Source organism: Emcibacter sp. SYSU 3D8, from assembly GCF_039655875.1.
Classification (GTDB): Bacteria; Pseudomonadota; Alphaproteobacteria; order SMXS01; family SMXS01; genus RI-34.
Genome location: NZ_JBBYXK010000003.1, coordinates 529,403 through 551,574, shown reverse-complemented (window position 1 = coordinate 551,574; position 22,172 = coordinate 529,403). Strand labels below are relative to the sequence as shown.

At 63.9% G+C, this 22,172-nt stretch carries 18 protein-coding genes; 4 read left to right on the top strand and 14 right to left on the bottom strand.

Going from position 1 to position 22,172, the window contains the following annotated elements; translation table 11 throughout:
• Positions 1-30 precede the first annotated feature (30 nt).
• From WJU21_RS13535 to WJU21_RS13500, 8 genes are all read right to left on the bottom strand, one after another.
• Positions 31-867: a phosphoadenosine phosphosulfate reductase family protein gene (locus WJU21_RS13535; RefSeq protein WP_346323971.1), complete on the bottom strand. Its 837-nt coding sequence runs from the start codon at positions 865-867 to the stop codon at positions 31-33.
• Positions 867-4,202 (bottom strand): ATP-binding protein, encoded by a 3,336-nt coding sequence (locus WJU21_RS13530; RefSeq protein WP_346323970.1) that lies wholly within the window; start codon positions 4,200-4,202, stop codon positions 867-869. Before WJU21_RS13530 ends, WJU21_RS13535 begins: the two co-directional genes overlap by 1 nt.
• Positions 4,199-5,122, bottom strand: a complete 924-nt coding sequence (locus WJU21_RS13525; protein WP_346323969.1) for a DUF4007 family protein — start codon at positions 5,120-5,122, stop codon at positions 4,199-4,201. The genes WJU21_RS13530 and WJU21_RS13525 overlap by 4 nt, the downstream gene beginning before the upstream one ends.
• A 9-nt stretch (positions 5,123-5,131) precedes the next feature.
• Positions 5,132-6,304 (bottom strand): cysteine desulfurase family protein, encoded by a 1,173-nt coding sequence (locus WJU21_RS13520; protein WP_346324069.1) that lies wholly within the window; start codon positions 6,302-6,304, stop codon positions 5,132-5,134.
• Between the two features lie 208 nt (positions 6,305-6,512).
• Complete coding sequence (locus tag WJU21_RS13515) at positions 6,513-7,247, bottom strand: hypothetical protein (protein ID WP_346323968.1); 735 nt, start codon at positions 7,245-7,247, stop codon at positions 6,513-6,515.
• Between the two features lie 732 nt (positions 7,248-7,979).
• Entirely contained in the window at positions 7,980-8,426 is a 447-nt protein-coding gene (locus WJU21_RS13510; protein ID WP_346323967.1) for a nitroreductase family deazaflavin-dependent oxidoreductase, read from the bottom strand.
• 92 nt (positions 8,427-8,518) lie between these two features.
• Complete coding sequence (locus WJU21_RS13505) at positions 8,519-9,388, bottom strand: LLM class F420-dependent oxidoreductase (protein WP_346323966.1); 870 nt, start codon at positions 9,386-9,388, stop codon at positions 8,519-8,521.
• Between the two features lie 48 nt (positions 9,389-9,436).
• Positions 9,437-10,375, bottom strand: a complete 939-nt coding sequence (locus WJU21_RS13500) for a LysR family transcriptional regulator (protein ID WP_346324068.1) — start codon at positions 10,373-10,375, stop codon at positions 9,437-9,439.
• A gap of 117 nt (positions 10,376-10,492) precedes the next feature.
• On the opposite strand from WJU21_RS13500, the gene WJU21_RS13495 reads away from it, so the two are divergent.
• The gene (locus WJU21_RS13495; protein ID WP_346323965.1) at positions 10,493-11,203 is read left to right on the top strand and encodes a pirin family protein; all 711 of its coding nucleotides are present in this window, start codon (positions 10,493-10,495) and stop codon (positions 11,201-11,203) included.
• 36 nt (positions 11,204-11,239) lie between these two features.
• Here the strand turns inward: WJU21_RS13495 and WJU21_RS13490 are convergent, their stop codons facing one another.
• The 4 genes from WJU21_RS13490 to WJU21_RS13475 form a co-directional block, all read right to left on the bottom strand.
• The gene (locus WJU21_RS13490; RefSeq protein ID WP_346323964.1) at positions 11,240-12,820 is read right to left on the bottom strand and encodes an MFS transporter; all 1,581 of its coding nucleotides are present in this window, start codon (positions 12,818-12,820) and stop codon (positions 11,240-11,242) included.
• Between the two features lies 1 nt (position 12,821).
• Positions 12,822-14,675, bottom strand: coding sequence for an amidohydrolase (locus WJU21_RS13485; RefSeq protein WP_346324067.1), 1,854 nt, complete (start codon positions 14,673-14,675; stop codon positions 12,822-12,824).
• Positions 14,676-14,781: 106 nt separating this feature from the next.
• Positions 14,782-15,462 carry an isochorismatase family protein gene (locus tag WJU21_RS13480; RefSeq protein WP_346323963.1) on the bottom strand — a complete coding sequence of 227 codons (681 nt, stop codon included), beginning with the start codon at positions 15,460-15,462 and terminating at the stop codon, positions 14,782-14,784.
• 139 nt (positions 15,463-15,601) lie between these two features.
• Positions 15,602-16,372 (bottom strand): tyrosine-protein phosphatase, encoded by a 771-nt coding sequence (locus WJU21_RS13475; RefSeq protein ID WP_346323962.1) that lies wholly within the window; start codon positions 16,370-16,372, stop codon positions 15,602-15,604.
• Positions 16,373-16,507: 135 nt separating this feature from the next.
• Between WJU21_RS13475 and WJU21_RS13470 the strand changes: the two genes are divergently transcribed.
• The gene (locus tag WJU21_RS13470) at positions 16,508-17,749 is read left to right on the top strand and encodes a nucleoside transporter C-terminal domain-containing protein (RefSeq protein ID WP_346324066.1); all 1,242 of its coding nucleotides are present in this window, start codon (positions 16,508-16,510) and stop codon (positions 17,747-17,749) included.
• 178 nt (positions 17,750-17,927) lie between these two features.
• Positions 17,928-18,713 carry an SDR family oxidoreductase gene (locus WJU21_RS13465; protein WP_346323961.1) on the top strand — a complete coding sequence of 262 codons (786 nt, stop codon included), beginning with the start codon at positions 17,928-17,930 and terminating at the stop codon, positions 18,711-18,713.
• Between the two features lie 163 nt (positions 18,714-18,876).
• Here WJU21_RS13465 and WJU21_RS13460 read toward each other — a convergent pair whose 3' ends face one another.
• Complete coding sequence (locus WJU21_RS13460; RefSeq protein WP_346323960.1) at positions 18,877-20,232, bottom strand: aromatic ring-hydroxylating dioxygenase subunit alpha; 1,356 nt, start codon at positions 20,230-20,232, stop codon at positions 18,877-18,879.
• A gap of 146 nt (positions 20,233-20,378) precedes the next feature.
• Here WJU21_RS13460 and WJU21_RS13455 point away from each other — a divergent pair, with 146 nt between their 5' ends.
• Positions 20,379-20,789, top strand: a complete 411-nt coding sequence (locus WJU21_RS13455) for a PaaI family thioesterase (protein ID WP_346323959.1) — start codon at positions 20,379-20,381, stop codon at positions 20,787-20,789.
• Here the strand turns inward: WJU21_RS13455 and WJU21_RS13450 are convergent.
• On the bottom strand, positions 20,786-21,784 hold the full coding sequence (locus tag WJU21_RS13450) for a LysR family transcriptional regulator (protein ID WP_346323958.1): 999 nt from the start codon (positions 21,782-21,784) through the stop codon (positions 20,786-20,788). The two genes, WJU21_RS13455 and WJU21_RS13450, sit on opposite strands and share 4 nt — an antisense overlap.
• Positions 21,785-22,172: the final 388 nt, after the last annotated feature.

The window sequence follows — 22,172 nt, the reverse complement described above, 5'->3', positions numbered from 1 at the left end:
CCTTTTTCAGGCCAGTGGGGGAACCTCCTGCTACTTGTGGCAGACCACGCAGCCAGCCGCAGCCTCGTCGATTCCATACAAATCGTCAATCGTGGGCGGCGTGTCGCCGGCGAGCGGATTGAGCGGCCGCTTGGCGGCTTGCCGCTTTCGACGAGTCTCGAACTCCCGCTCGATTTCGGCAATTCGCTCCGGCTGCGCGAGTTCCTCGAGGCTTTCCCCCTGGCTCCACGTGAAGGGAGAGCCGTGGCTGAGGGCCGTCTTCTCGTAATCTTTGGCTTCTACAAAGGCCGCGGGGTGCTCCCGGCTCAGGCGTACCCATTCGATCTTCTGTTGGAAGAAGCAGAAGGTGCAGCCCGATCGGGAACGCCACCTGTAGTATTCCGGCTCGCCCACTCCCGCACCTTCAAGTATGTCAATAACCCCTCTTCGGTCGATTCCGGCTTCACGCAGCGGCAAGTGGACCTGCATGTTATCGTGGGTGGCTTTGTAACCCTCGCGATTGGGCTCATCTGCCCGAATGGCAACGTACGAATGTATTGTGACGCCTGCGTCGAGGTCCTCCTTTAGCCATTGTTCAAGCGGCCTAAGCTTAAGCTGTCGCGTGCACCAGCGAGTCCGCGGCGACGGCAGGAAATTATTGTACTCTCGAAGCCAGAACTCAAAGTCGCGGTCGGGATTAAGCCGCGTGATGGGCTTGCCTAAAAAGCCCTCAAGCCGATCTAAGAACTGGTAGACCTCCTCAAGCTCCTTGCCCGTGTCGGTGAAAAAATACTCGAGATCGAGCTCTGGGGCAGTCTCACGCATGTATACAGCGAGGGCTGCACTATCGCGCCCACCGGAAACCCCCAAAATGTGCCTTTCGCTCATCAGGCGGCCTCGCTCAATTGGGCGCTCAGGCGCTCGATCACCTGGGCGATGGCCGCGAGTTCGACGTGAGTGGGGGCCGCCATTTCACCCCGCATCGCGTACAACAGGGTATCGGCCAAGCGCTCCGCCTGCTGCCGCTCCTGCTCGGTTACCTCAAAAGTGTGGAAGAGAGGTTGACTTCTAGGGTCGAGCCCAACGACCAGCGAGATGGCTTGTGCAGTGGGGTCTCGGCCCTTAATCGCAGCCAACGCCTCAGCCTCACGGAAGCGGCGTGTGAGCTTGGAGAGCTCGAAAAGGGCTTGCTGCTGCTCACGATCCGTCCAAGAACGCGGGGGCTTATGTACCAAGAGGCTCGCCAGACCTTCGATATCCCCGTCTGCTGCCTCCAATGTGCCGGCCCTCATGGCGAATGCGTCAAAGCGCAAGTCCCCGGTTACGCCTGTCACCATGACTGTCCGTGGTCCAAGCCCTTCAAAAGTTCCTGGCGCGACACCAAGCTGCTCAGCTAATCCTTCCTTGAGCTCGCTCAGCATACGCGGGAAGGCAGCTTCACACTCTTCAAGTGCGCCGGTGACCGCCACGGCGAGATCCGTTTCCTCCTTCAAGACGTCCATTAAATCAGTGAAGAGAAGGGCCTCCGGATCTGAGGCCTTTACCACGACGTCGCGGATGCGCCGCGCTCGCTCAGTGAGCTGCTGCGTACGCTGCGCCCACTGTGGCAAAGCCCGGAATCGTTGATATAGACGGGCGGCAACAGGCAGCGCCTCAGCTTCCAGGGTTTCACCCTCGAGGCTGAGCAGGTGCGCCAGCGCGTTGATAAAAGCCGAGTCCTGGCCCGAACGCCGGATGCGCCGGAACTCGATATGCGATGGATCCTGGAGTAGGCGATCTACGAAGACCTCGTCTAACTGCGGTTGGAAGATTCCTTCCAAATAGACTGCGACCGAGGCGCGGTGCGCAAGCAGATAGGCGAGCGCCAGAATTGGCATCACACCCCGTTTCACGCCAAAGGGCGGCCTGCCCCAGATCCTATAAAGCTCGTCGAGTTGGAGGGACGTGGCCGCCAAAGCCACTTCCCATGCCGATTGGAGCGACGCGCCAAGAGCCGCGTCTTCCGGGTTGCTGAACCGCCAGACACCGTCGGCATCTGGCCGATGCAAGCCGAGTGGGCGCAGAATAGTAAGATAGAGACCGCGCTCCGGCGGGTAGCCTATCATGCCAAGATCAGGCTCACTCCCTTTGCTTACCATGGCGTAGGCGAGCGCCCGTAGAGCGGCCATGGCGTTGGTTGAGGGTTTATCGCGATAGAGTAGCTCGCTGTGCACAATGGGTGCCTGATCGAAAGTTGTCCGGGCGACCATCGACGCGATCATCGAGAGGGGGCTGCCGTCTAACCCCTGCAGCTTGGCGCCGCAGCTGTACCAGCTGGCACTAGCGAAGGTGGACAACAACTCCCGCCGGACGGCCTCCAAAACCTGACTGCGGCGCGCGGCCAGCTCACGACGCGCAATACGGTCACCCTCAAGCTGAGGATGTGCAACCTCTAGGCGATCAATGGCATAGAGGTCTGCCCCATGATCGCGCAGCATGTAGACTGACTTAGCGGCACCTACCGCTGCTATCAGGCCCCGTGCTGCCAACGCGGTGGAGAGCTCCTTGGCAGCCTTCTCCGGCTCGACCTTGAAAGAAGCGCCATCCGGCAGCAGCAGTACCAATATCCCACTTGCCTTCCGCTTTCCTCGGGCCAATCGCTCAGCGCAGGACTGCGCCCATCCAGCCAAATCGACGGACACCTCCTCGCCTAACTGCAGCACCACGTCGAAGGTCCGGAGTGCGCCAGTCTCCATATAGTGCCGCTTGGCAGCAATGGGGCCAATCTGCAAGCGCGCAGGTAGATCAGCAAGAGTTTCGGAATCTAGGCGCTCGCGATGGTTAGTAATCGCCTCATCAAGATCGAAGTCACTGCCGGCGAAGAGTGCATAGCCGCCAAGCCGTGGCTGTCGGATGAAGACTGCCCGCTCCACCAGCTCGGCGATTGCCTCCTCGATCTCGCTGGCTTTTGCCGCGGGGGCACAGAGCGTCAGGATGTCATCTGTAACCGCAAGGCCCGAGCCATTGCGGAAGAACTCAATTAGCGCCGCAGATTTGGCCAGTCTTGCATGCAAGGCTCCTCGCAGAGCGGCCCGTTCCACCGCCTCTATAGCCAGCGACAACTGCGTGCCGTCTACCCCCACCGCCAAGGCCGAGCCGAAATTTGCAACGAGATAGTCCCAAAGCTGGTCGGGCCCGAACCAAGGGTCTGCCGCGTCTACGTCCATCGCGGCTAGGTGCGATTGAAAGCCATGCGGCTCGGCCGATGCCAAGAATCCGAAGACACTCCGCTCGTTTTGCGCAAACCGCTGCCTCGAAACGGGGCCAAGAAGAAGAGTTGTCACTGGGTGCAGCGGCCAGGATGCCTCAAGTACGCCCGCAAGCGCCTCAGCATCCACAGTACGCCGCTTTGCGACGGCGTCGGCGGTTGCAACTGCTAACGGCTTAGCAGCGGATGGCCGTGTCTTCACCTGCACGGCGCGTGCAATAAGCGCAGCCACTTCATCTGCTTGGGCCACGAACGGGATATTCAGATAACGGCCCTGAATCTTGGCCCATTCGTTCCGGGACGTCTTGCCGAGCTTGTTGGCATACTGCTCGAACGACTGATGTAGCAGCCCCACCACGACGAGGCGACCCTTAGAGCGGCTGGCGCGCTCAGCGAGATCCTGCAGCAAATGGACGTCGCCACCCTCGGCCACAGAGTACTCCAAGAACTTGCCCATTTCGTCGATAAGCAGCAGAACGCCGTCGCGCTCTAAGGCCTCACTTTCTAGCTTGGCTATCAGCAGACGATCGTCATCCGCGAGCTTGCAGGTATCGTCTTTGGACCAACCGAAGGTAATGGCACCTGCCTCGGCAATCTCGTTACGAAGCTCCGCGCGTCGGCCAGTTAGGGCGAGAACTGCCCAGCCCTTGCCGGTTTCAGGGAAGGCTGCTGCAAACCGCTCAACCAGTTCCGGCCCAGCTAGTCGCGCGGCAAGAGCCCGCTGTTCGGCCTCCCCCGCCACCAAGCTCGCTACCAGAAGGGCGGCACAGGATTTGCCACCTCCATAAGGTCCCGTCCACGTGAAGGCCGCTTGACCAGCCTCCGTCAGGCCATCCGTCATGGCCTCTAGCGCGCGATTTACACTGGGCTGCATGACGTAGCCAACCAGAGGCGGCGCTCCCTGCAGATCAGTATCCAAGCGGGCTGAGCGGGCGAACCGGCGCTCGACCTGAACAAGCTCGATGAGCCGGGTCATGCTGCCTCTCTCCGCTCCAAGTTGTATGCCTGCTCTAGCAAGTGAGATTCGTTCGGCGGCCGGATCCGAGCTACTTGTCGTAGCCCAGCGGTGTCGGTCCAAACCAACGCTCCGTCAGTTACTTGATCAAGCCGGGTCATTCGCTCAAGAACACTTTCCTCATCAAGCTTGAAGATCCTGCCCGGCGATCCAGCCGCATAGCTTACCTGCTCAACCGACATAGTAGGTGACGTCTCATGCCAGCGGGTCCAGAACTGCCAAAGAGCCAGGGCAAAGACGCCGTCTGGCAGGGTCGGCTTCGGCCCGCGAACGAACTCGAATTGACCCGCGAGACGCGACTCTCGCACCAACCCCAGCTCCGCGAGCAGCGGCTCGACAGCATCTTCGCCGCCATCCCTGCGCGCCACATAACTGCGAACGAATACTTCGACATCGCGACGTAAGGTGTCGAATGATACCCGCAGGCCAGAACGATCCTTAATGAGATCCATCAGACCTTGGACCACCATGTTACGATCGAACATCGCCTGATTCAGGCCATTGAACGCGTAAAACCAAGTGGCAAGCTCCGGCTTTCCAGCAATCGATGCATGCACCAGCCAAAGCGTCGCCGGTTCTTCGAGATAGGGATCAAAACCCTCTCCAAGGTCGAAAACTCGTCTCGCCCAAGGCGTCGGCGAGAGCAAGCCACCCTCGTCACGCAGAACCCCCGCGGCCAATGCCCAGTGCCGGATCGAGATTGCCATGTTTCGTCCGACGCCAAACCGGGCAATGGCATCTTGTTCCTGAAATGTTCCACGGCCAATGGATCCCGCTGCAACTGCGTCATAGGCTTTGCGCAGCCAAAGCAGCCTCAAAGGGAAGGTTTCATGGCCGGCGAACTGCAGCCGCACGCTAGTATCAGCAAGAATCGACCTCATGACACTATGCTACTGGACCCTCGATCCAGTGACAAGGCTTGCTCGTACGGCTGCTGAGATTTTGTCGGCCGCATAGCCCACGTCATCCTCCGACACGTACCTGTCGAAATACATACGTAAAGTCGAGGAGGATTCCGCCTCAGTCAAATTCATGGCCTTAAGCACATAAGAACTAGCCATATGGCCAGCCGAGCAAGCAGAACCGGTTGATAAACATACCACATCCGACAGGCGTCCCACTAGCTCATCGGCGTCTATACCCGGAAACTGGAGACTTAAACTTCCAGGCAAACGTGCTGCACTAGCCACGTTCTGGATGAACCGAACATGTCGCGCCTTGAGCTCAATCAGCATTCGCTCAGCAAGCGCCGCTTGTCGCTCGCCATCCTCACCCATCCTTAATCGCGCGCGCCTAGCTGCCGCCCCGAAGCCAGCAATTAGCGGGGTGGGCAGGGTGCCGGGTCGAAGATTTCCCTCTTGGCCGCCTCCAAACATTAGAGGGCGTGGACGAAGCGACGCGAGAGCGGACACGTAAAGGGCACCTACGCCCATGGGGCCGTGTAGCTTATGTGCCGACAAACTAGCATAGTCGAGTTCGAGAGTAGCTACATCCACCGGCAGCTTACCTGCGAGCTGCGCAAGGTCACTATGGACGAGTGCCCCCTTTTTATGGGCGGCGCTCGCGACGATCTTTAGACGCTGCAAAGCCCCCATCTCGTTGTTAGCGCCCATCACAGAGACAAGTAGGGTCCCTTCGTTCAAAATCTCCTCGAGAGCGTAGAGATCCACGAGCCCATCACGCGTTACCGGTGCCAAACAGGTCTCGAATCCGCGCCCCCCCAGCTCCTCTAGCACCGCTAAGACACTTCTGTGCTCTATCGCGGAGGCTACGATCCGCCGCCGACCCTGCCCAGTCTCTCGCGCTGCTTCAGCAACACCAAGTAGCGCGAGGTTATTGGCTTCGGTAGCGCCCGAGGTGAAGACGACTTCCGACGGCGCAGCCCCAATCAAGAGAGCAACCTCCGTCCTCGCACGCTCGATCTCCACTGCGGCGGCTTGGCCGCGGGCGTGGGGCGAATGGGCGTTCCCAGCCTGCTCAGCCCATAGCCGCGCCATCGCTTCGGCGGCTTCCGGTGCAAGTGGCGTGGTGGCGTGTCCATCAAGGTAAACTAGGCGATTCATGCAGGTATGACCGTAACAGTTCGTTTGCCCACACATGCTATCAGGTCCGCCAAGAACAAGTACATAATGTGAACGCAGAACACGACCCTTCAAGCGCCTTTCCTCTAGTCGCTGCCGGCGCACGGTCGGTAACCTGGCGGGATGCGATATCCGCCTTTGGCAGCTGGGGTCTGAACTCGTCTGCCAGCTAGCATCGCTAGGAGGTGGCTTATCCCAGTGTTGGCGACCCAAACCTGAGAATCAGCGCCTTCGGCTGTTCGGCGGCCGGATCATCATACGTCGGCGAATCAGGAAGTTCACTCTGCCCATTGATCAGTCTCGGCACTGAGCGCGCCTCTGGAATGTTGATGATGATGGATGTACGGGCACCTACCGCCTCGGGCCGTTCGTTCCCAAGTCCCTGCAACTTTGCTGTCGTCTCGATGCCTCGGTGCAGCTGGCCGCTGAGCGCCGCTAGGACCATGGGACGGTCCTCAGTCACAGCACGGTCGGCTTCAGCGTCCAGCCGCCCCAGCGACTTCGCAAGCCGCCCTAGCAGCGCCGACAGGCTTAGCAGATCATCTTGGGTTGGCAGCACCTCACCCGAGACGATGCCTTTGGCGCGGACTACTTCTGCACGAGGGCTGGGCGACGGAGAGACGACTCGCAGCGCAGCGGCGATCTTAGGCGCTAGGCAATCCTTGCGATGCCGTGCGACCGCCGACTTAGATAGGCCGAACCGTTCGGCCACCGCGCGCAACACGACTCCGGAAATGAGGGCGTCCTCAATTTCTTGCGTATCGGTGTGGTGGCAGATGGAGCAAATTCGACCCGTCATTGTTATAGTATAACATTTGTGTCGGTTGTCCCGATAGAGATTTCTTTTTTGGACGCGGGAGGTGCCAAAATCACCCGGTTTCCTGCCCATCCAGAGAGCGAACCATTCCCCTGTCCCGATAGCCATCAAAAGGGCCGCGTTCTATACGAGATAGGTAAACACCCCCCACCCAGTACGTTCGCGTGGCCCCACCCCACCCCCTCCGAAAGGCTTCCAGGTCGTTACGGTTCGGCAACAAGACGTTGACGTTGGGCCGGCTTCATGTGCGCAGGTGGTTCGCAGGCTGGCAATTCTCAGACGCGCTACTGCCGAACTGTTAAGGTGCTAACAGCATACCTGAGGTGACCGTGATGATCCTACCTGCGTGGCTGCACCAACCTACCAAGGTGGAGTTGCAAGGACCGTCGTTCCCTGCTCGCTCCTCTGTATGCTTCCAGAAGCGCGGCGACTACCCGCCACGTCCAGAAACAATCCCGCTGTTCCTGCGGCGCGGCTACATCGCGGCGGCCAGGCGCCCGGTGCTGAGAGTGTTGGCGAGGGCGCGGGCCGCATGGCGGGCGGTCACACGATGAAGAAAAAGCCCGAGATAGAGTCGCGACCGACTATACACAGCGGGTGGCCTCGCGACCCGACGAAGCTACCTCCCGCGCCGATCAAGATCACGCCGCGCCGAGGGCTGACGCAGAGCATATTCGACCGCATCAGGCACCGGCTCACTGCTTGTTGCGTGGGCACCGCTGAGCCGTGGGGGCCATATTGGGGGCCACTGTCGTGGGCGCGGCAGCAGGATTGCCGGACACGCTAGGCTAATTGCCTCTCATGTGGGTCCGACATCCGCACCACTGCCCGGCCTCCGACTCACGCACGCTCCAGCACGACAACCGGAATCTCGCGGCCAGCCTTCTGCTGGTAGTCGTCATAGGGCGGGAACAGCGCCGCCATCTCGCGCCACAATTTGCCGCGCTCGGCACCGGTTGCGATCCGCGCCCGGGCCGGGAATTTGTCCGCCAGCACCTGAACATTCACCGCCGGATCGGCTTCCAGATTGAGGAACCATCCGGGATGGGCTGGCGCGCCGCCCTTGGAGGCAATCACCACATAGTCGTCGCCGCTCCTGCCATAGATCAGCGGCATGATGAATTTATCGCCGCTTTTCCGGCCGGTGGTGGTCAGCAGCAGGGTTGGCACCGGGGGCATCTTGCCCGCCGCGAACATGTGGCCGTCCGCGCCATCCGTCGCCAGATAGCGGCGGACATGATCCTTTACCCAGTCAAGCACGCCATCCGGCACTTTCGCTTCGCTCATGGCAATCTTCCCGCTTGTTGAACCAGTCGCGCCTGGCGCTCCAGCGCCTTCGTCATGCGCCTCGAATCACCAGCACCCCGCCGCCGCCCGCATCAGGCATAGGCCGCCACGGCATCCGCATAGGCCTGCAACTGGGCGAAGGCCTGATCCCGCCCGTCATTGGGCAGTCCGAACACCATGCGCTCGACGCCGAGTTCAGACAGCCGGTCGATATATTGGGGCTCGGGCGGCAGGCCGAGGGCGGTGATGGTCGTCCGGCCGCGTCCCGCCTCGGCCTCCAGCTGCCGCTGCTGGGCGATCATGTCCGGCAGCTCGTGCAGCGGAGTCATCTTGTTTCTCATCGATTCGTGCCACTGCGCCGCGACGACCGGCATCCAGCCATCGCCATAGCCGACCACGCGCTTGATGATGCCCGCGCCGGCGCCGGCCACCAGGATCGGCGGATGCGGCGTCTGCACCGGCTTGGGCCATTGCCAGGACCGGCTGATATTGACGAGTTCGCCGTGATATTCGGCTTCCTCCTCGGTCCACAGCCGCTTCATCGCCTCGACGCGCTCACGCATGATCTTGAACCGCGTGGCGAAGGCGACGCCGTGATTCTCCATTTCGGGCGGATTCCACCCGGCGCCGACGCCGAATACCACGCGCCCGCCTGAGATCTGATCCAGGGTCGAGATCGCCTTGGCGCAATGGATCGGGTCATGTTGCGGCACGATGCAGATCGCCGTTCCCAGCTTGATCCTGCGGGTCACGGCCGCCGCCGCGCCAAGCGCCACGAACGGATCCAGCATGCTCCGATAGGCCATCGGCACGTCGTCACTGAGCGGGAACTTGGTGTCGACCGGAATATGCGAGTGCTCGGACACGAACAGGGACTCGAATCCAAGGCGCTCCGCCTCGGCCGCGATCTCGGCGGGTCCCGCGCTGAAATGCGTCACGAATATGCTGACCCCGAACTTCATGCGTGTCTCCTCGCCCCGATGTTACCGGAAAGTATCCCCTGGCGCAGACTAGCGGCCTCCGGTCTTGCCGTCCATGGCATGCGCCCATGTTGCCTTCACGAACCGTGCGGCAAGGAAGTCGATCAGCGCGGTCACCCGCGCCGGGCGCAGGGTGCCCGGCGGGGTGACGATGTGCAGCGCGATGGACGGAACGGACCAGCCGGGCAGCGCCTCCTCCAGCCGGCCGTCCCGCAGCTCGCGCCAGATCAGGAACTCAGGCTGCAACGCCATGCCGACGCCGGCGAGCAGCGCCGGCACCGCCACATCGCCATTGTTGGTCGCGAACTGGCCGGTGACCTTCACGGCCACGTCGCCCTCCAGCGGGTGCTGGAAGGTCCAATGGCTGGGGGAGGCAAGGTGCGAATAGATGATGGCCCTGTGCTGCTCCAGGTCGCGCGGATGCCGTGGCGTGCCATGCCGCGCCCAATAGGCCGGCGAGGCGACCAGTGGCCGGCGCACCGCACACAGCCGGCGGGCGCGCAGCGACGAATCGGCCAGCGCGCCGATGCGCAGCGCCACGTCGATGCCCTGCCCCACCAGATCGATGGCGTAGTCGCTCAGATGCAGGTCGACGGCGACATCCGGATACAGCGCCAGAAAGTCGGGCAGCGCCTCGCCAAGATGCTCGATACCGAACGACATGGGCGCGGCCAGCCGGACGGTGCCGCGCGGCATGGCGGCCGTCTCGGTCGCCTCCAACTCGAGCGTCTCGCCTTCCGCCCGGATACGCGCCGCCCGCTCGAGGGCCAGCCGGCCCGTGTCGGTCAGCGCCAGCTTGCGCGAGGTGCGGTGCAGCAGCGGCGCGCCGAGGCGCAGCTCCAGCCGGCTTACCGCCTTGGACACCGTGGCCTTGGACAGGCCCAGATCGGCAGCCGCCGCCGAGAACGATCCCCGTTCGGCGACCGTGGCGAAAATGGCCCAGGCTTCAAAGTCAGGCAGCATGACGATTCCTGAAACAAAGAGTTTCGATCATGTGTATTTCGTCAACGAATGAAAGCACCCATCTTGTGTCCATGCAAGGCCGCGACGCGGCAGGACATGACACACAAGATCAGGAGAATTCAGATGATCGAGCTTCGTCCCTTTACCAGCCTCGGCGGCGCCGACCATGGGTGGCTCGACGCCAAGCATCATTTCTCGTTTGCCGGCTACCGCGACGCGGAGCGGATGCACTGGGGCAATCTGCGGGTGTGGAACGACGACACCATCGCCCCGCACAGCGGCTTTCCGCCGCACCCGCACGCCGACATGGAAATCATCACCTATGTCCGCAAGGGCGCCATCACCCACAAGGACAGCCTGGGCAATGAAGGCCGCACCGAGGCGGGCGATGTCCAGGTGATGTCGGCGGGCACCGGCGTCTCGCACTCCGAATACAACATGGAGGACGAGGAGACGACGCTGTTCCAGATCTGGATCATCCCCAGCGAGCCGGACCGGAAGGCGCCGTCCTGGGGCGCCAGGCCCTTCCCCAAGGGTGACCGCTCCGGCCGGTTCGTGACCCTCGCCAGCGGCATCGACGGCGATGAGGACGCGCTGCCGATCCGCACCGACGCCCGCGTCGCCGGCGCCACGTTGAAGGCTGGCGAGACGATCGAGTATCGGCTGGGCGGCGACCGCTACGGCTACCTGGTGCCGGCCGTCGGCTCGGTCGAGGTCAACGGCGTGCGGGTGAACACCCGCGACGGCGCGGCGATCAGCGAGGTCGACGTGCTCCGCGTCACCGCGCTGGAGGACAGCGAGCTGGTACTGGTCGACACCGGCTACACGCCGTAGCCATGGAAGGCCCCCGCAGCGACGCGGGGGCCTTTTTCATGGCGAGCGGGCCGGGGCGATCAGATGGCGGACCACCGGCTTGTCCGGTCCCAGATGGAACCGGGCGATGTCGTCCTGCAGCGCGTGGTCGGTGTGGGTGACCCGCTCGTGCTGGCGCAGGTGCTCGAGCCAGCTTTCCAGCACGAAGGTCTCGACCATCAGGCCGGGTTGCGACGGATCCTCGTAGAGGTTCCAGGAGATCGCCCCGTCCCGCCGGCGGACGCGGTGCAGGCTGTCCATGGCATGGGCGAACTCGGCCACGCGCGCCGGATCGACCCGGTATTCCACTGTCACCATCACCGGCCCCCGGTCGAGCGCGACCTCGCCGTCGACCTGCGGGGCCGGCCAATGCATGGAAGCCGCCAGATCAAGCCGGGAATCGCCGCCGAGCGGCCGGATGAACGCCACGGCGACAGCCACGAGCTGGCCGGCCGCCGCGACCATCAACGCCGTGCGGACATCGGTCTGCGCCGCGAGCACGCCCCAGAGCGTGCTGCCGGCGGTCATGGCGCCCTGGAACACCACCATGTAGACGGCGAGCGCCCGCGCCTTCACCCAGCCCGGCGCCGACATCTGCGCCGCGACGTTGAGCGCCGACAGCATGGCGATCCACGACATGCCCGCGACAGCCATGACCGCGCAGGCGGCCCAATAGCTGGACACCATCGACAGGGCCAGGGCGACACAAGCGAAGCCGATGGTGGCCGCGACGGTCAAGGCGTTCGAGGAGACGCGGCCGCGCAGCCTGGGCAGGAGCAGGGCGCCGGCCACCGCGCCGCCGCCCATGAAGCCGAGCAGGCCGCCATATTCCGCCGCGCCCAGCCCCATGTCGCGGCGTGCGATCACCGGCAATAGCGCCCAGGTGGCGCTGGCGAACAGGAAGAACGCGATGCTGCGCACCAGCACCACGCGCAGCTCCGGCGACTGGCGCACATAGCGCGCCCCCGCCCTGAGCGCGCCCAGGAAGTGCTCGGGCGGCAGGTGTGACGCGGCCGGCGGCCGGCGCCAGCGATAGAGCACCACCATCACGCCGAGGACGGAGACGGCATTGAGCAGGAAGACGGCGGCCGGACCCGACGCGGCGACGATCAGGCCGCCCAGCGCCGGGCCGATGGCGCGCGAGATGTTGACGCCCAGGCTGTTGAGCGCGACCGCATCGGGAAGCACGGTTTTCGGCACCAGCTCGGGCACGATGGACTGAAACGCCGGCGCGTTGAGCGCGGCCGCCGTCGCCAGCGAGAAGGTCAGAAGCAGCAGCACGAGGGCATCGGTCAGTCCCGCCAGCGTCAGCGCCGCCAGCGCCCCGGCCGACAGCAGGCTCCAGACCTGGGCCGCCAGCAACAGTTTGCGGCGGTCGACGATGTCGGCGAGCGCGCCACCGGGCAGCGCGAACAGGAACATCGGCAGCGTCGTCGCCGCCTGCACCAGCGCCACCATCAGCGGATTGGCCGACAGAGAGGTCATCAGCCACGCGGCGCCCACGTCATGCATCCACGTCCCCACATTGGAGACGATGGTGGCGATCCACAGCGCCCGGAAGACCGGCAGGCGAAGGGGGCCGGGCTCGCCCGCCGTCACCTCACACCGCCCAGCAGCCGCAGCCGAGGGCGCCCCAGAAGCCGCGGTCGTCGGCCACCGGAAGGCGCGCGCCCAGCGACGCCGCGTGATCGTGCCCGTGTACGGCGCAGGCGCTGGCGCAGCCGCAGGCGGCCGCCATGGCATGGGCATGACCGGCGTCGCGGTGATAGCCGCCAAAAGTCCTGACCGGCGACCAGTCCGGCGCCGGCGGCGGCAGCGGCGGCGCGAGCGGGCCATAATCGCCCTCGCCATGCACCAGCCTGCCGCCCAGCAGGGTGAGCACCGAGCGCAGGTGGACGATCTCGGCCTCGGGAACACTGAAATAGTCGCCGCTCAGCACGGCCAGGTCGGCAAGCTGGCCAGCCTCGATCCGGCCCTTCTTGCCGGCCTCGCCCGAGAACCAGGTGTTGGCGTCGGTCCACAGCCGCAGCGCCTCCTCCCGGTCCAGCCGGTTGGCCGCGGGATAGAGCCCCAGGCCGCCGACGGTCTTTCCCGTCACCAGCCAGGACAGCGACACCCACGGATTGTAGCTGGCGACCCGGGTCGCGTCGGTGCCCGCGCCGACCGGCACGCCCGCGTCCAGCATGCGCCGGATGGGCGGCGTCGCCTCGGCCGCCCTGGCGCCGTAGCGCTCGACGAAATACTCGCCCTGATAGGCCATGCGGTGCTGCACGGCGATGCCGCCGCCCAGCGCGGCGATCCGCTCGATGTTGCGCTGGTCGATGGTCTCGCAATGATCGAAGAACCAGTGCAGGCCGTCGAACGGGATGTCCCGGTTCACGGTCTCGAACACGTCGAGGGCGCGGCTGATGGTCTGGTTGTAGGTGGCGTGCAGCCGCCATGGCCAGCGCTTCTCGGCCAGCAGGCGCACCACCGCCTCGAGGTCGCCTTCCATATTCGGCGGCATCTCGGGCCGCTCGACCCGGAAGTCCTCGAAATCGGCCGCGCTGTAGACCAGCATCTCGCCGGCGCCGTTCAGCCGGTAGGTGTCGTCGCCCTGCCCCGGTGTCGCCATCTCCGCCCAGCCGGCGAAGTCGGTCAGCTCCTGATTCGGCTTCTGGGTGAACAGGTTGTAGGCGATCCGCACCGTCAGCTGGCCGTCGTCGTGCAGCGTCTCGATGATCTGATAGTCCTCGGGATAGTTCTGGAAGCCGCCGCCCGCGTCGATCACGCCCGTCACGCCCAGCGAATTCAGCTCGCGCATGAAGTGCCGGGTGGAGTTCAGCTGGTATTCGGGCGGCAGCTTGGGACCCTTCGCCAGGGTCGAATAGAGGATCATCGCGTTGGGCTGGGCGAGCAGCAGCCCCGTGGGCTCGCCCGCGGCGTCGCGGACGATCTCGCCACCCGGCGGATTGGGCGTGTCCTTCGTGTAGCCGACGGCGCGCAGGGCGGCGCGGTTGAGCAGCGCCCGGTCGTAGAGATGCAGGATGAACACCGGGGTTTCCGGCGCGGCGGCGTTGATCTCGTCGAGGGTCGGCAAGCGCTTCTCGGCGAACTGGTGCTCGGTGAAGCCGCCCACCACGCGCACCCATTGCGGCGGCGGCGTCACCTGCGCCTGCTTCTTCAGCATGGCCATCGCGTCCGCCAGCGACGGCACGCCGTCCCAGCGCAGCTCCATGTTGTAGTTGAGCCCGCCGCGGATGATGTGCATGTGGCTGTCGATCAGCCCGGGAATGACCCGCCGGCCGCCCAGGTCGATGACCTGGGCGTCTGGAGCGGCGGCCTGGCGCACCTCCTTCTCGGTTCCCACCGCGAGGAAGCGGCCGTCACGGATGGCGAGCGAATCGGCGGCGGGTCTGGCACTGTCGAGCGTCGTGACCTTGCCGTTGATCAGGATGAGGTCGCGGTCTGGCATGATCCTGGTTCCTCGGTTAGCGAAGGCCGGGCCGAGCGCGGCAGCCACGCCGAGTGCCGAAGCGCCGGCGATGGCATATCGGCGGGTGATCTGTGCCATGTTGCCTTCACTTGGATTGGGTGACGACATCCTGGGCCTTCTGGTAGCTCTCCATCACGGCGGCGTAGTTCGGCGCCACGAGAGCATAGAGCTTGGCCAGTTCGGCGGCTTCGGGGCGGCGCCAGGTGCGGTGGGTCTCCGACAGGACTGCGTTCGTCGAGGTCGGAATCACGCCGGCCTGGGTGAAGCGCGCCAGCGTCGTCCGCGACGTCATCTCGCTCGGGTCACCCGATGCATCGATCACGGCGTACACCTTGAACCCTGCCGCCAGGGCGTCGAGCGCCGGAAACATCACGCAGACACTGGTCCATACGCCGGCCATGACCAGCGTTTTGCGGCCGGTGTCGCGCACCGTCCTCACAAAATTTTCGTTGTCCCAGGCGTTGACCTCGCCGGTACGCGGCACGTAAGTCGCATGCGGCGCATGCTCATGGATTTCCGGCATCAGCGGTCCGTTCGGGCCGCCCGGCTCGGATGCCGTCGTGATGACGGGTATCTTCAGCAGCGACGCGAGCCGGGCCAGCATGACCACGTTCGTCCGAAGCTCGGCGACACTGATGTCCTTGACCGTCTGGAACAGCCCCGACTGGTGATCGAGCAGCAGTATGACCGTGTCGGATACGTCGATCAGCGCCTGACCGCCGCCCGTGGCCAGCACGCTCGAAGATGTAGTTGAAGATGTCGACATGGAAATTCCCCTCCTCGGATCAGCGCCGCGGCCATCGGTTTCCCGTCGCGGCAGGACCTACAATGCTACCTCGCGAACGCGTTAAAAATAGAAAAGGTTGAAACGGACCGTTTACGAAATCGAACCGTAACCGCCGGCGCTATTCCAGCAGCAGGGCGCGCAGATCTTCCTTCGCCTGGGCGGTCATGCCGAGGCCTTCGGTGAGATAGCCGTCGAAGCTGCCGAACGCCTCGTTCACCGCCGCGTAGGACGCCAGCAGATAATCCGGGTTGGCGGCCATCATGGTGTGGAACAGCTCGGGCGACTTAAGCTCGGGATATTTGTCGATCAGGTTGCGCCGGGCATAGTCATTGGTCAGCGCGTAATCCTCGAGGATGGTCTCGCGCGACACGCCCAGCGCCTCGAGGATGATCGCCGCGGCGAAGCCGGTGCGGTCCTTGCCGGCGGCGCAGTGGAACAGCAGCGGCAACTGGTCGGCACGGGCGACCCGGCGCATGAATTCGGCATATTGCGGGGCGAACTTGATCGCGAATTCCCGGTAGATGCCCTTCATCACGTCGCGCAGCTGCTCCTCGGTGGCCTCGCCGCTCCACAGATATTCATAGAGCTTGGAATCCTTGCGCTGCGGACCAATGGGGAGTTGCAGGATCGTGGGCGCATTGCTCGCGGGCAGCCGGCTCGGCGCCTCGACGCTTTCCTCCTCGCGGCGCAGGTCGCAGATCACCTTGATGCCCAGACCGCCGAAATGCTCCAGGTCCGTGTCGGTCAGCGCCGCCAGTGAGTTGGACCGGTACAGGTGCCGCCATTTCACCTTGCGGCCATCGGCCGCCTCGTATCCGCCCAGGTCGCGAAAGTTGCTCGCGCCCTGGAGATCCATCCGTCGCTGGGGGGCGGTTCCTGTCGTGCTCATGCGGTATCTTCCTCGGTTCATGCGTGACGATTTATAGCGCACCCGCATGACAAAGTAAGTGCGGCAGGCGAGAAATGCTTTGCCTGCGCGGGCCGCTTCGCTCCCAATATGGCGAGGCCGGCAAATGAGGGGGACATCGTGCAGGCGATCTTGGGCATCGTGGCGCTGACCGCGCTGGCATGGGTTATCAGCGAGGATCGGCGGGCATTCCGCATCAAGATGGTGCTGGGCGCCCTCGTCCTGCAGTTTCTGCTCGCCCTGCTGTTCCTGCGCGTGCCGGGATCCAAACAGGTGTTCTCGGGCATCAATCACCTGGTCGAGGCCCTGCAGCAGGCGACCACCGCGGGCACCAGCTTCGTATTCGGCTATCTGGGCGGCGGGCCCTCTCCGTTCGCCTCGGGCGGCACCGGCAGCACGTTCATCCTGGCGTTCAATGCGCTGCCGCTGGTGCTGGTCGTGAGCGCGGTGAGCGCCCTGCTCTATTACTGGCGGGTGCTGCCGGCCATCGTCAGCGCCTTCGCCTGGGCGCTGAACCGTACGCTCGGCGTCAGCGGACCGGTCGGCCTCAGCACCGCCGCCAACATATTCGTCGGCATGGTCGAGGCGCCGCTGCTGATCCGTCCCTATCTGACGCGCATGGACCGGGGCGACCTGTTCCTGGTGATGACCGGCGGCATGGCGACCATCGCCGGCACGGTGCTGGTGCTCTATGCCGCCATGCTGGCGCCGATCATGTCGGATGCCGCCGGCCATCTGGTGACCGCGTCGGTAATCAGCGCACCGGCCGCCATCATGGTGGCGGCGCTGATGGTGCCTCCGACAGCGCGGCCGCAGGACTCCATGATGGTCGTCCCCCGGTCGGAGGCCGAGAACAGCATGGACGCGCTGACCCGTGGCACCACCAACGGCATCGCCCTGCTGCTCAACATCATTGCCATGCTGATCGTGCTGGTGGCGCTGGTGACGCTGCTCAACGCCGCCATCGGCTTGCTGCCGGATGTGAACGGCGCACCGCTGACCCTGCAGCGCATGGCCGGCTGGGCGCTGTCGCCGGTGGCCTGGCTGATGGGCATCCCCTGGACCGAGGCGCAGACCGCAGGCGGCCTGCTAGGCACCAAGGTGATCCTCAACGAATTGCTGGCCTATGCCGAGATGGCGGCGCTGCCCAACGGCGCGCTGTCGCCCCATTCGGAGCTGATCATGACCTATGCGCTGTGCGGCTTCGCCAATTTCGGCAGCCTGGGCATCATGATCGGCGGCATGGCCGCCATGGCGCCCGAGCGGCGCAGCGACATCGTCGGCCTGGGTCTGAAGTCCATTGTCGCCGGCACTATCGCAACCTGCATGACGGCGGCCATCGCAGGACTGATCGTTTAGAGCCGGTTGTGTCGGCTCCGGGCCCATGCGCCAATCGACGGCCCGGGTGATGGGATCAAGGAGTTGTCGCCGCCCAGTCTGCACTTCTCACGCGGGGCCGGCCCGGACTTTCCGATTGAGGTAAGGGGTGCCCGCCCATAGCATGAATTTTTATCCGGGAAAAAAGGGAGGGCGGTCCATGGGAAGGGTGCAGGACAAGGTGTGCCTGGTCACGGGCGGCGGGTCTGGTCTGGGTCGGGCGGATGCGCTGGCGCTGGCGCGTGAGGGCGCAAAGGTTGTCGTCACGGACATCAACCGGCAGGGCGGCGAGGAAACCGTCCAGCAGGCAGGCGGGAGCGCCATCTTTATCGCGCACGATGTCGCCGAGCGCGACCAATGGGAGCGGGTCATCGCGCAGACGCTCGATCATTTCGGCGAACTCAATGTCGTGGTCAACAATGCCGGCATGGTCCGGCCCGGCACCGTCGAGTCATGCAGCTGGGAGGATTACCGCCTCCATCAGCGCATCCACATGGATGGCACCTATCTGGGCCTCAAATACGGGATCGAGACGATCAAGCGGAATGGCAGACCGGGCTCGATCATCAACATGGCCTCGACCACGGCGATCATGGGCTACAAGGACGTCTTCGCCTATGCCGCCTGCAAGGGCGCGGTGCGGTCGATGACCAATGCCGCGGCGATCCATTGCCAGCAGGAGCGCTACAATATCCGCGTCAATTGCCTGCTGCCCGGTGTGATCGTGACGCCGCTGGTGCTGGGCCTTCGCGCGGAGACCGCGGGCACCGGCGAGGCCGAACAGATCCAGGAGCAAGCGGGCGACCCTAAACCCGGCCCGGGCCTTGGCGAACCGATGGACGTGGGCCACACGGTGCTGTTCCTCGCGTCGGATGAATCGAAGTTCATCAACGGCGCCGAGCTGCGCATCGACAACGCCGCCTGCGTCAACCCGGCACCGCTCTAGCGGCCTTGACCTACAGTCATTCGGTCTGTCCGTCCCGGCAGCGGAGACGGCGGCGCGCACATCGAAGATGAGCGACCCGCCCTCGCGCCGTGGGCCCCGGGCCAACAACAAAGAAAAAGGGCGCGTGCCGAAACACGCGCCCTTTCTTTGGCCTGCGAGGTGATCAGCCCTTCTGCGGGCGGCGGCCCTCGATGTAATCGTCGATCACTTCGTGATAGCGGCGAATGCGGCGCTCCTGGCCGGAGAGATACACGCCGTTGAAGCCGCGGCTGCGGAAGCCGAGCTGCTGGCCTGCGGTCACGCCCATGTCCTGGTCGATGGCAAAGCCCAGGCTCTTCTCGCCGTAATCGAACACGTCGAGGTCGACCTCGGCATCACGATCCACCGGGCCGCCCGCCGTGAACACCGGCGCGGTCTCGCCTTCCGGCTGGCTGGCGTACCACCAATTGTCGAAGATGCACTTGGTCGGGTCGGTCGGGTGCGGGATGGCGCGCAGGAAATGGAAGCCATCGGCCCACGCCGTCACCGCGAAGTTCGGGAAGATCGTGTAGTGATAGGCGTCCGTCAGCTGGTCGTCGCGCAGATTCTCGTAGTGGGTGTAACCCTTCTGCTTGCCGACTTCGCGCTTGGCCTGCTGGATCGCTTCGCGGGTCTCGTATTCGCGGCCCTCGAATTCAGCCGGATCGAGGCCCCATGCCTTCAGCGTCGAGATCAGCGGCTCGCGCAGCAGCGGGACATTCTTGTCCCTGAGGGAATTGGACGGCAGCCCCGCCTTCATGATCATGCGGTTGTGGCCCTCTTCCGACAGGTCGAACTGGGTCCACTTGTAGTTCTCTTCGATCGACGTATCCGATTCCGGATGCACTGCCGGAAGGTGGTAGGACTCGTTGAAGTTGTCGAGCACGACCTTCCAGTTGATCGGGGCGCGCACGCGCATGGCCTGGTAACGCTTCCAGCTGTCGAAGCCGTAGGCGTTCCAGTCATCCCAGATCGGGCCGAGATATTCCTTCAGGGTGACGGCTTCGGGATCCATGTTGATCCAGATGAAACCGGCGAATTCCTCGCACTTCACTTCTTCGAGGGTCAGCTTGCCGCAGGGATCGCCCTCGGGGAAATCCTCGGGGTCGAGCGCGAAGGTCAAGGTGCCGTCGATCTCCCAGCGCCAGCCATGATACGGGCAGGTGAACGAATCGACGGTGCCGATGTCGTTGAAGATCAGGCGGGCGCCGCGGTGCTGGCAGACATTGTAGAACGAGCGGATCGAGCCGTCCTGCTGGCGCACCATGAGGAAGGATTCGGGTCCGATCTCTTCCATCTGGTAGTCGCCGGGCTCGGGGATCTCGGGGGCGCGGCCGACCAGCAGCCACACCTTGGTCCACATGGTCTCCCATTCCTGCTTCCAGAAATCCTCGGAGTGATAACGGTAGCCTGGGATGCGGTGACCACGCAGCTCGGGTTCCGGCCACTTGGGCGACGGCTGCGAGCGCCAGTCGTTAACATCCTTGAGTTTTGTAGCCATGGATCTTCCCCTTAAAGACAATCTGCTTCCAGCTCTCCGTAGCGTATCAGAAAAGCCCGACACCCGCGAACTATCGAATCTGACAGGCAGCGGATTGACGCGGCCAGCCCCGAGGGTACAAGTCACTGAACCACAAGGAGGCTTGCGTGACCGACGACAATCCGACCAGGCGCCGCAGCGCCGCGATCAACGATACACTGGGCGCCACCTTCATCGACGGCCATGCGGAGCAGGGCTGGATTCGCATCCGCTATCTGGGCACCGAGGCGTTCGATAACAGCAGCGGCCTGATACAAGGCGGTATCCTGGCGGCCATGCTGGACAACGCCATGTCCCGCGCGGTGCTCCAGCGACTCGATGATGGCCAGATCATCCAGACCCTGGAGATGAAGACCACCTTCATCGGCCCCGCGCCCATCGGCCCGGTGGTCTGCGAGGGTCAGGTGGTGCGCCAGGGGCGCTCCATCGTGTTCCTGGAGGGCCGGCTGTTCAACGAGGCCGGCGACCTGCTGGTCACCGCGTCCTCGACGGCCAAGCTGGGCGTCCGCAAGCGCTAGGCGCTGACGTCCTCCGGCACATCCTGGGACATCCCGGCCGCAGCGGCATAGCCGCTGTCCACGGCGAGCCTGTCGCCCGATGAGAAACCGGGCGGACGCTTGCCCTCGATCAGATCCTTGTGGGGCATGATCGCATTGGCCATGAAGTTGATGAATGCCCGGACCTTGGCGGTGCGCCTCAGGTCGGCATGGGTAAGCAGCCACAGGTCGAACACCGGCTCGAGATGGTAGGGCGGCAGGCGCCGCAATTCCGGGCTGATGTCGCCGACATGGCAGGGCAGCATACCGATACCGACTCCCGACAGGATGCCATGATACGCCGCCTCGACATTGTTCAGCCGCACCCGCGTGCGGGCGTTCGGGTAGACGTCGCTGAACCAGCTTGCATCCGTATAGTCGCGACCGGAGCCCTCGAACGCGATGACGTCGGGCGCCGCCGACGCGCTGGTCGCCCCGGGCTCACCCGGCGCAATGAAATCGTGCCGCCCATAAAGCATGGCCGCCAGCCTGCCGATGCGGCGGCCGACCAGCGTGTCGGGTGGATTGAGCGTGGCGCGGATCGCCACGTCGACCTCGCGGGCATGCAGGTTCGCCAGATCGGTCGACACCACCAGATCGATGTCGATGCCCGGATATTCGGCCAGGAACCGCCCGATCTGCTCCATCAGGAACGGATTGACGAAGGTACCGGCCGTCGTTACCCGCAGCACGCCGCCAAGCTCGGTGTCCCGGCCATAGAGCCGGCGGTCGAGGCCAAGCGCCTCTTCCTCCATGCGCTGGGCCGACGGCACCATCTCCTGCCCGGCAGGGGTCAGGTTGTATCCGGTGGCGACCCGGTCGAACAGCCGGACGCCCAGATTATCCTCGAACGCGGCGATACGGCGAGACACCGTCGAATGGTTCACCCCGAGGTCGCGCGCGGCCGACGTGATGGAGCCGCGGCGAGCGACGGCGAGGAAGTAGCGGATGTCATCCCAATCAATCATGAGCCGCATTAATGCACGGCTCCCCTGCTTGAGTCGAGCGTGGAAGCACGCTCGCACTGACAGCATATACCGGGCGTGAATCGTGTTGCAGCGCAACACATCCGCCTCTATGTCATTGCATTTATGCATATCTTAGTATTTTTGTTTTTGTACATATCCGACTGTTTTATATCGTTTTATATGCGTTTTTCAGCGCCTTTTTCGGAAACGCATCAATCTTCTTTAACACATATCAAGATCGTTTATGCACACCCATTATGCATATTCCGATCATTTTAACACGGCCGCACCTGCAATATATTTCTCTTATCGGAAGGGCATCCCCGCCCCGAGATACGACACGAGGATAACGACCATGAATACGACCCGTCATTTCGACATCGACAGCACGCTCAAC

Excerpts from the sequence above, each read along its gene's own strand:
- WJU21_RS13520 (WP_346324069.1), bottom strand. The coding sequence starts at position 6,304 with ATGAATCGCCTAGTTTACCTTGATGGACACGCCACCACGCCACTTGCA.
- WJU21_RS13525 (WP_346323969.1), bottom strand. The coding sequence starts at position 5,122 with ATGAGGTCGATTCTTGCTGATACTAGCGTGCGGCTGCAGTTCGCCGGC.
- WJU21_RS13465 (WP_346323961.1), top strand. The coding sequence starts at position 17,928 with ATGGGAAGGGTGCAGGACAAGGTGTGCCTGGTCACGGGCGGCGGGTCT.
- WJU21_RS13535 (WP_346323971.1), bottom strand. The coding sequence starts at position 867 with ATGAGCGAAAGGCACATTTTGGGGGTTTCCGGTGGGCGCGATAGTGCA.
- WJU21_RS13510 (WP_346323967.1), bottom strand. The coding sequence starts at position 8,426 with ATGAGCGAAGCGAAAGTGCCGGATGGCGTGCTTGACTGGGTAAAGGAT.
- WJU21_RS13505 (WP_346323966.1), bottom strand. The coding sequence starts at position 9,388 with ATGAAGTTCGGGGTCAGCATATTCGTGACGCATTTCAGCGCGGGACCC.
- WJU21_RS13480 (WP_346323963.1), bottom strand. The coding sequence starts at position 15,462 with ATGTCGACATCTTCAACTACATCTTCGAGCGTGCTGGCCACGGGCGGC.
- WJU21_RS13530 (WP_346323970.1), bottom strand. The coding sequence starts at position 4,202 with ATGACCCGGCTCATCGAGCTTGTTCAGGTCGAGCGCCGGTTCGCCCGC.
- WJU21_RS13475 (WP_346323962.1), bottom strand. The coding sequence starts at position 16,372 with ATGAGCACGACAGGAACCGCCCCCCAGCGACGGATGGATCTCCAGGGC.
- WJU21_RS13485 (WP_346324067.1), bottom strand. The coding sequence starts at position 14,675 with ATGCCAGACCGCGACCTCATCCTGATCAACGGCAAGGTCACGACGCTC.
- WJU21_RS13495 (WP_346323965.1), top strand. The coding sequence starts at position 10,493 with ATGATCGAGCTTCGTCCCTTTACCAGCCTCGGCGGCGCCGACCATGGG.
- WJU21_RS13515 (WP_346323968.1), bottom strand. The coding sequence starts at position 7,247 with ATGGCTATCGGGACAGGGGAATGGTTCGCTCTCTGGATGGGCAGGAAA.
- WJU21_RS13460 (WP_346323960.1), bottom strand. The coding sequence starts at position 20,232 with ATGGCTACAAAACTCAAGGATGTTAACGACTGGCGCTCGCAGCCGTCG.
- WJU21_RS13450 (WP_346323958.1), bottom strand. The coding sequence starts at position 21,784 with ATGCGGCTCATGATTGATTGGGATGACATCCGCTACTTCCTCGCCGTC.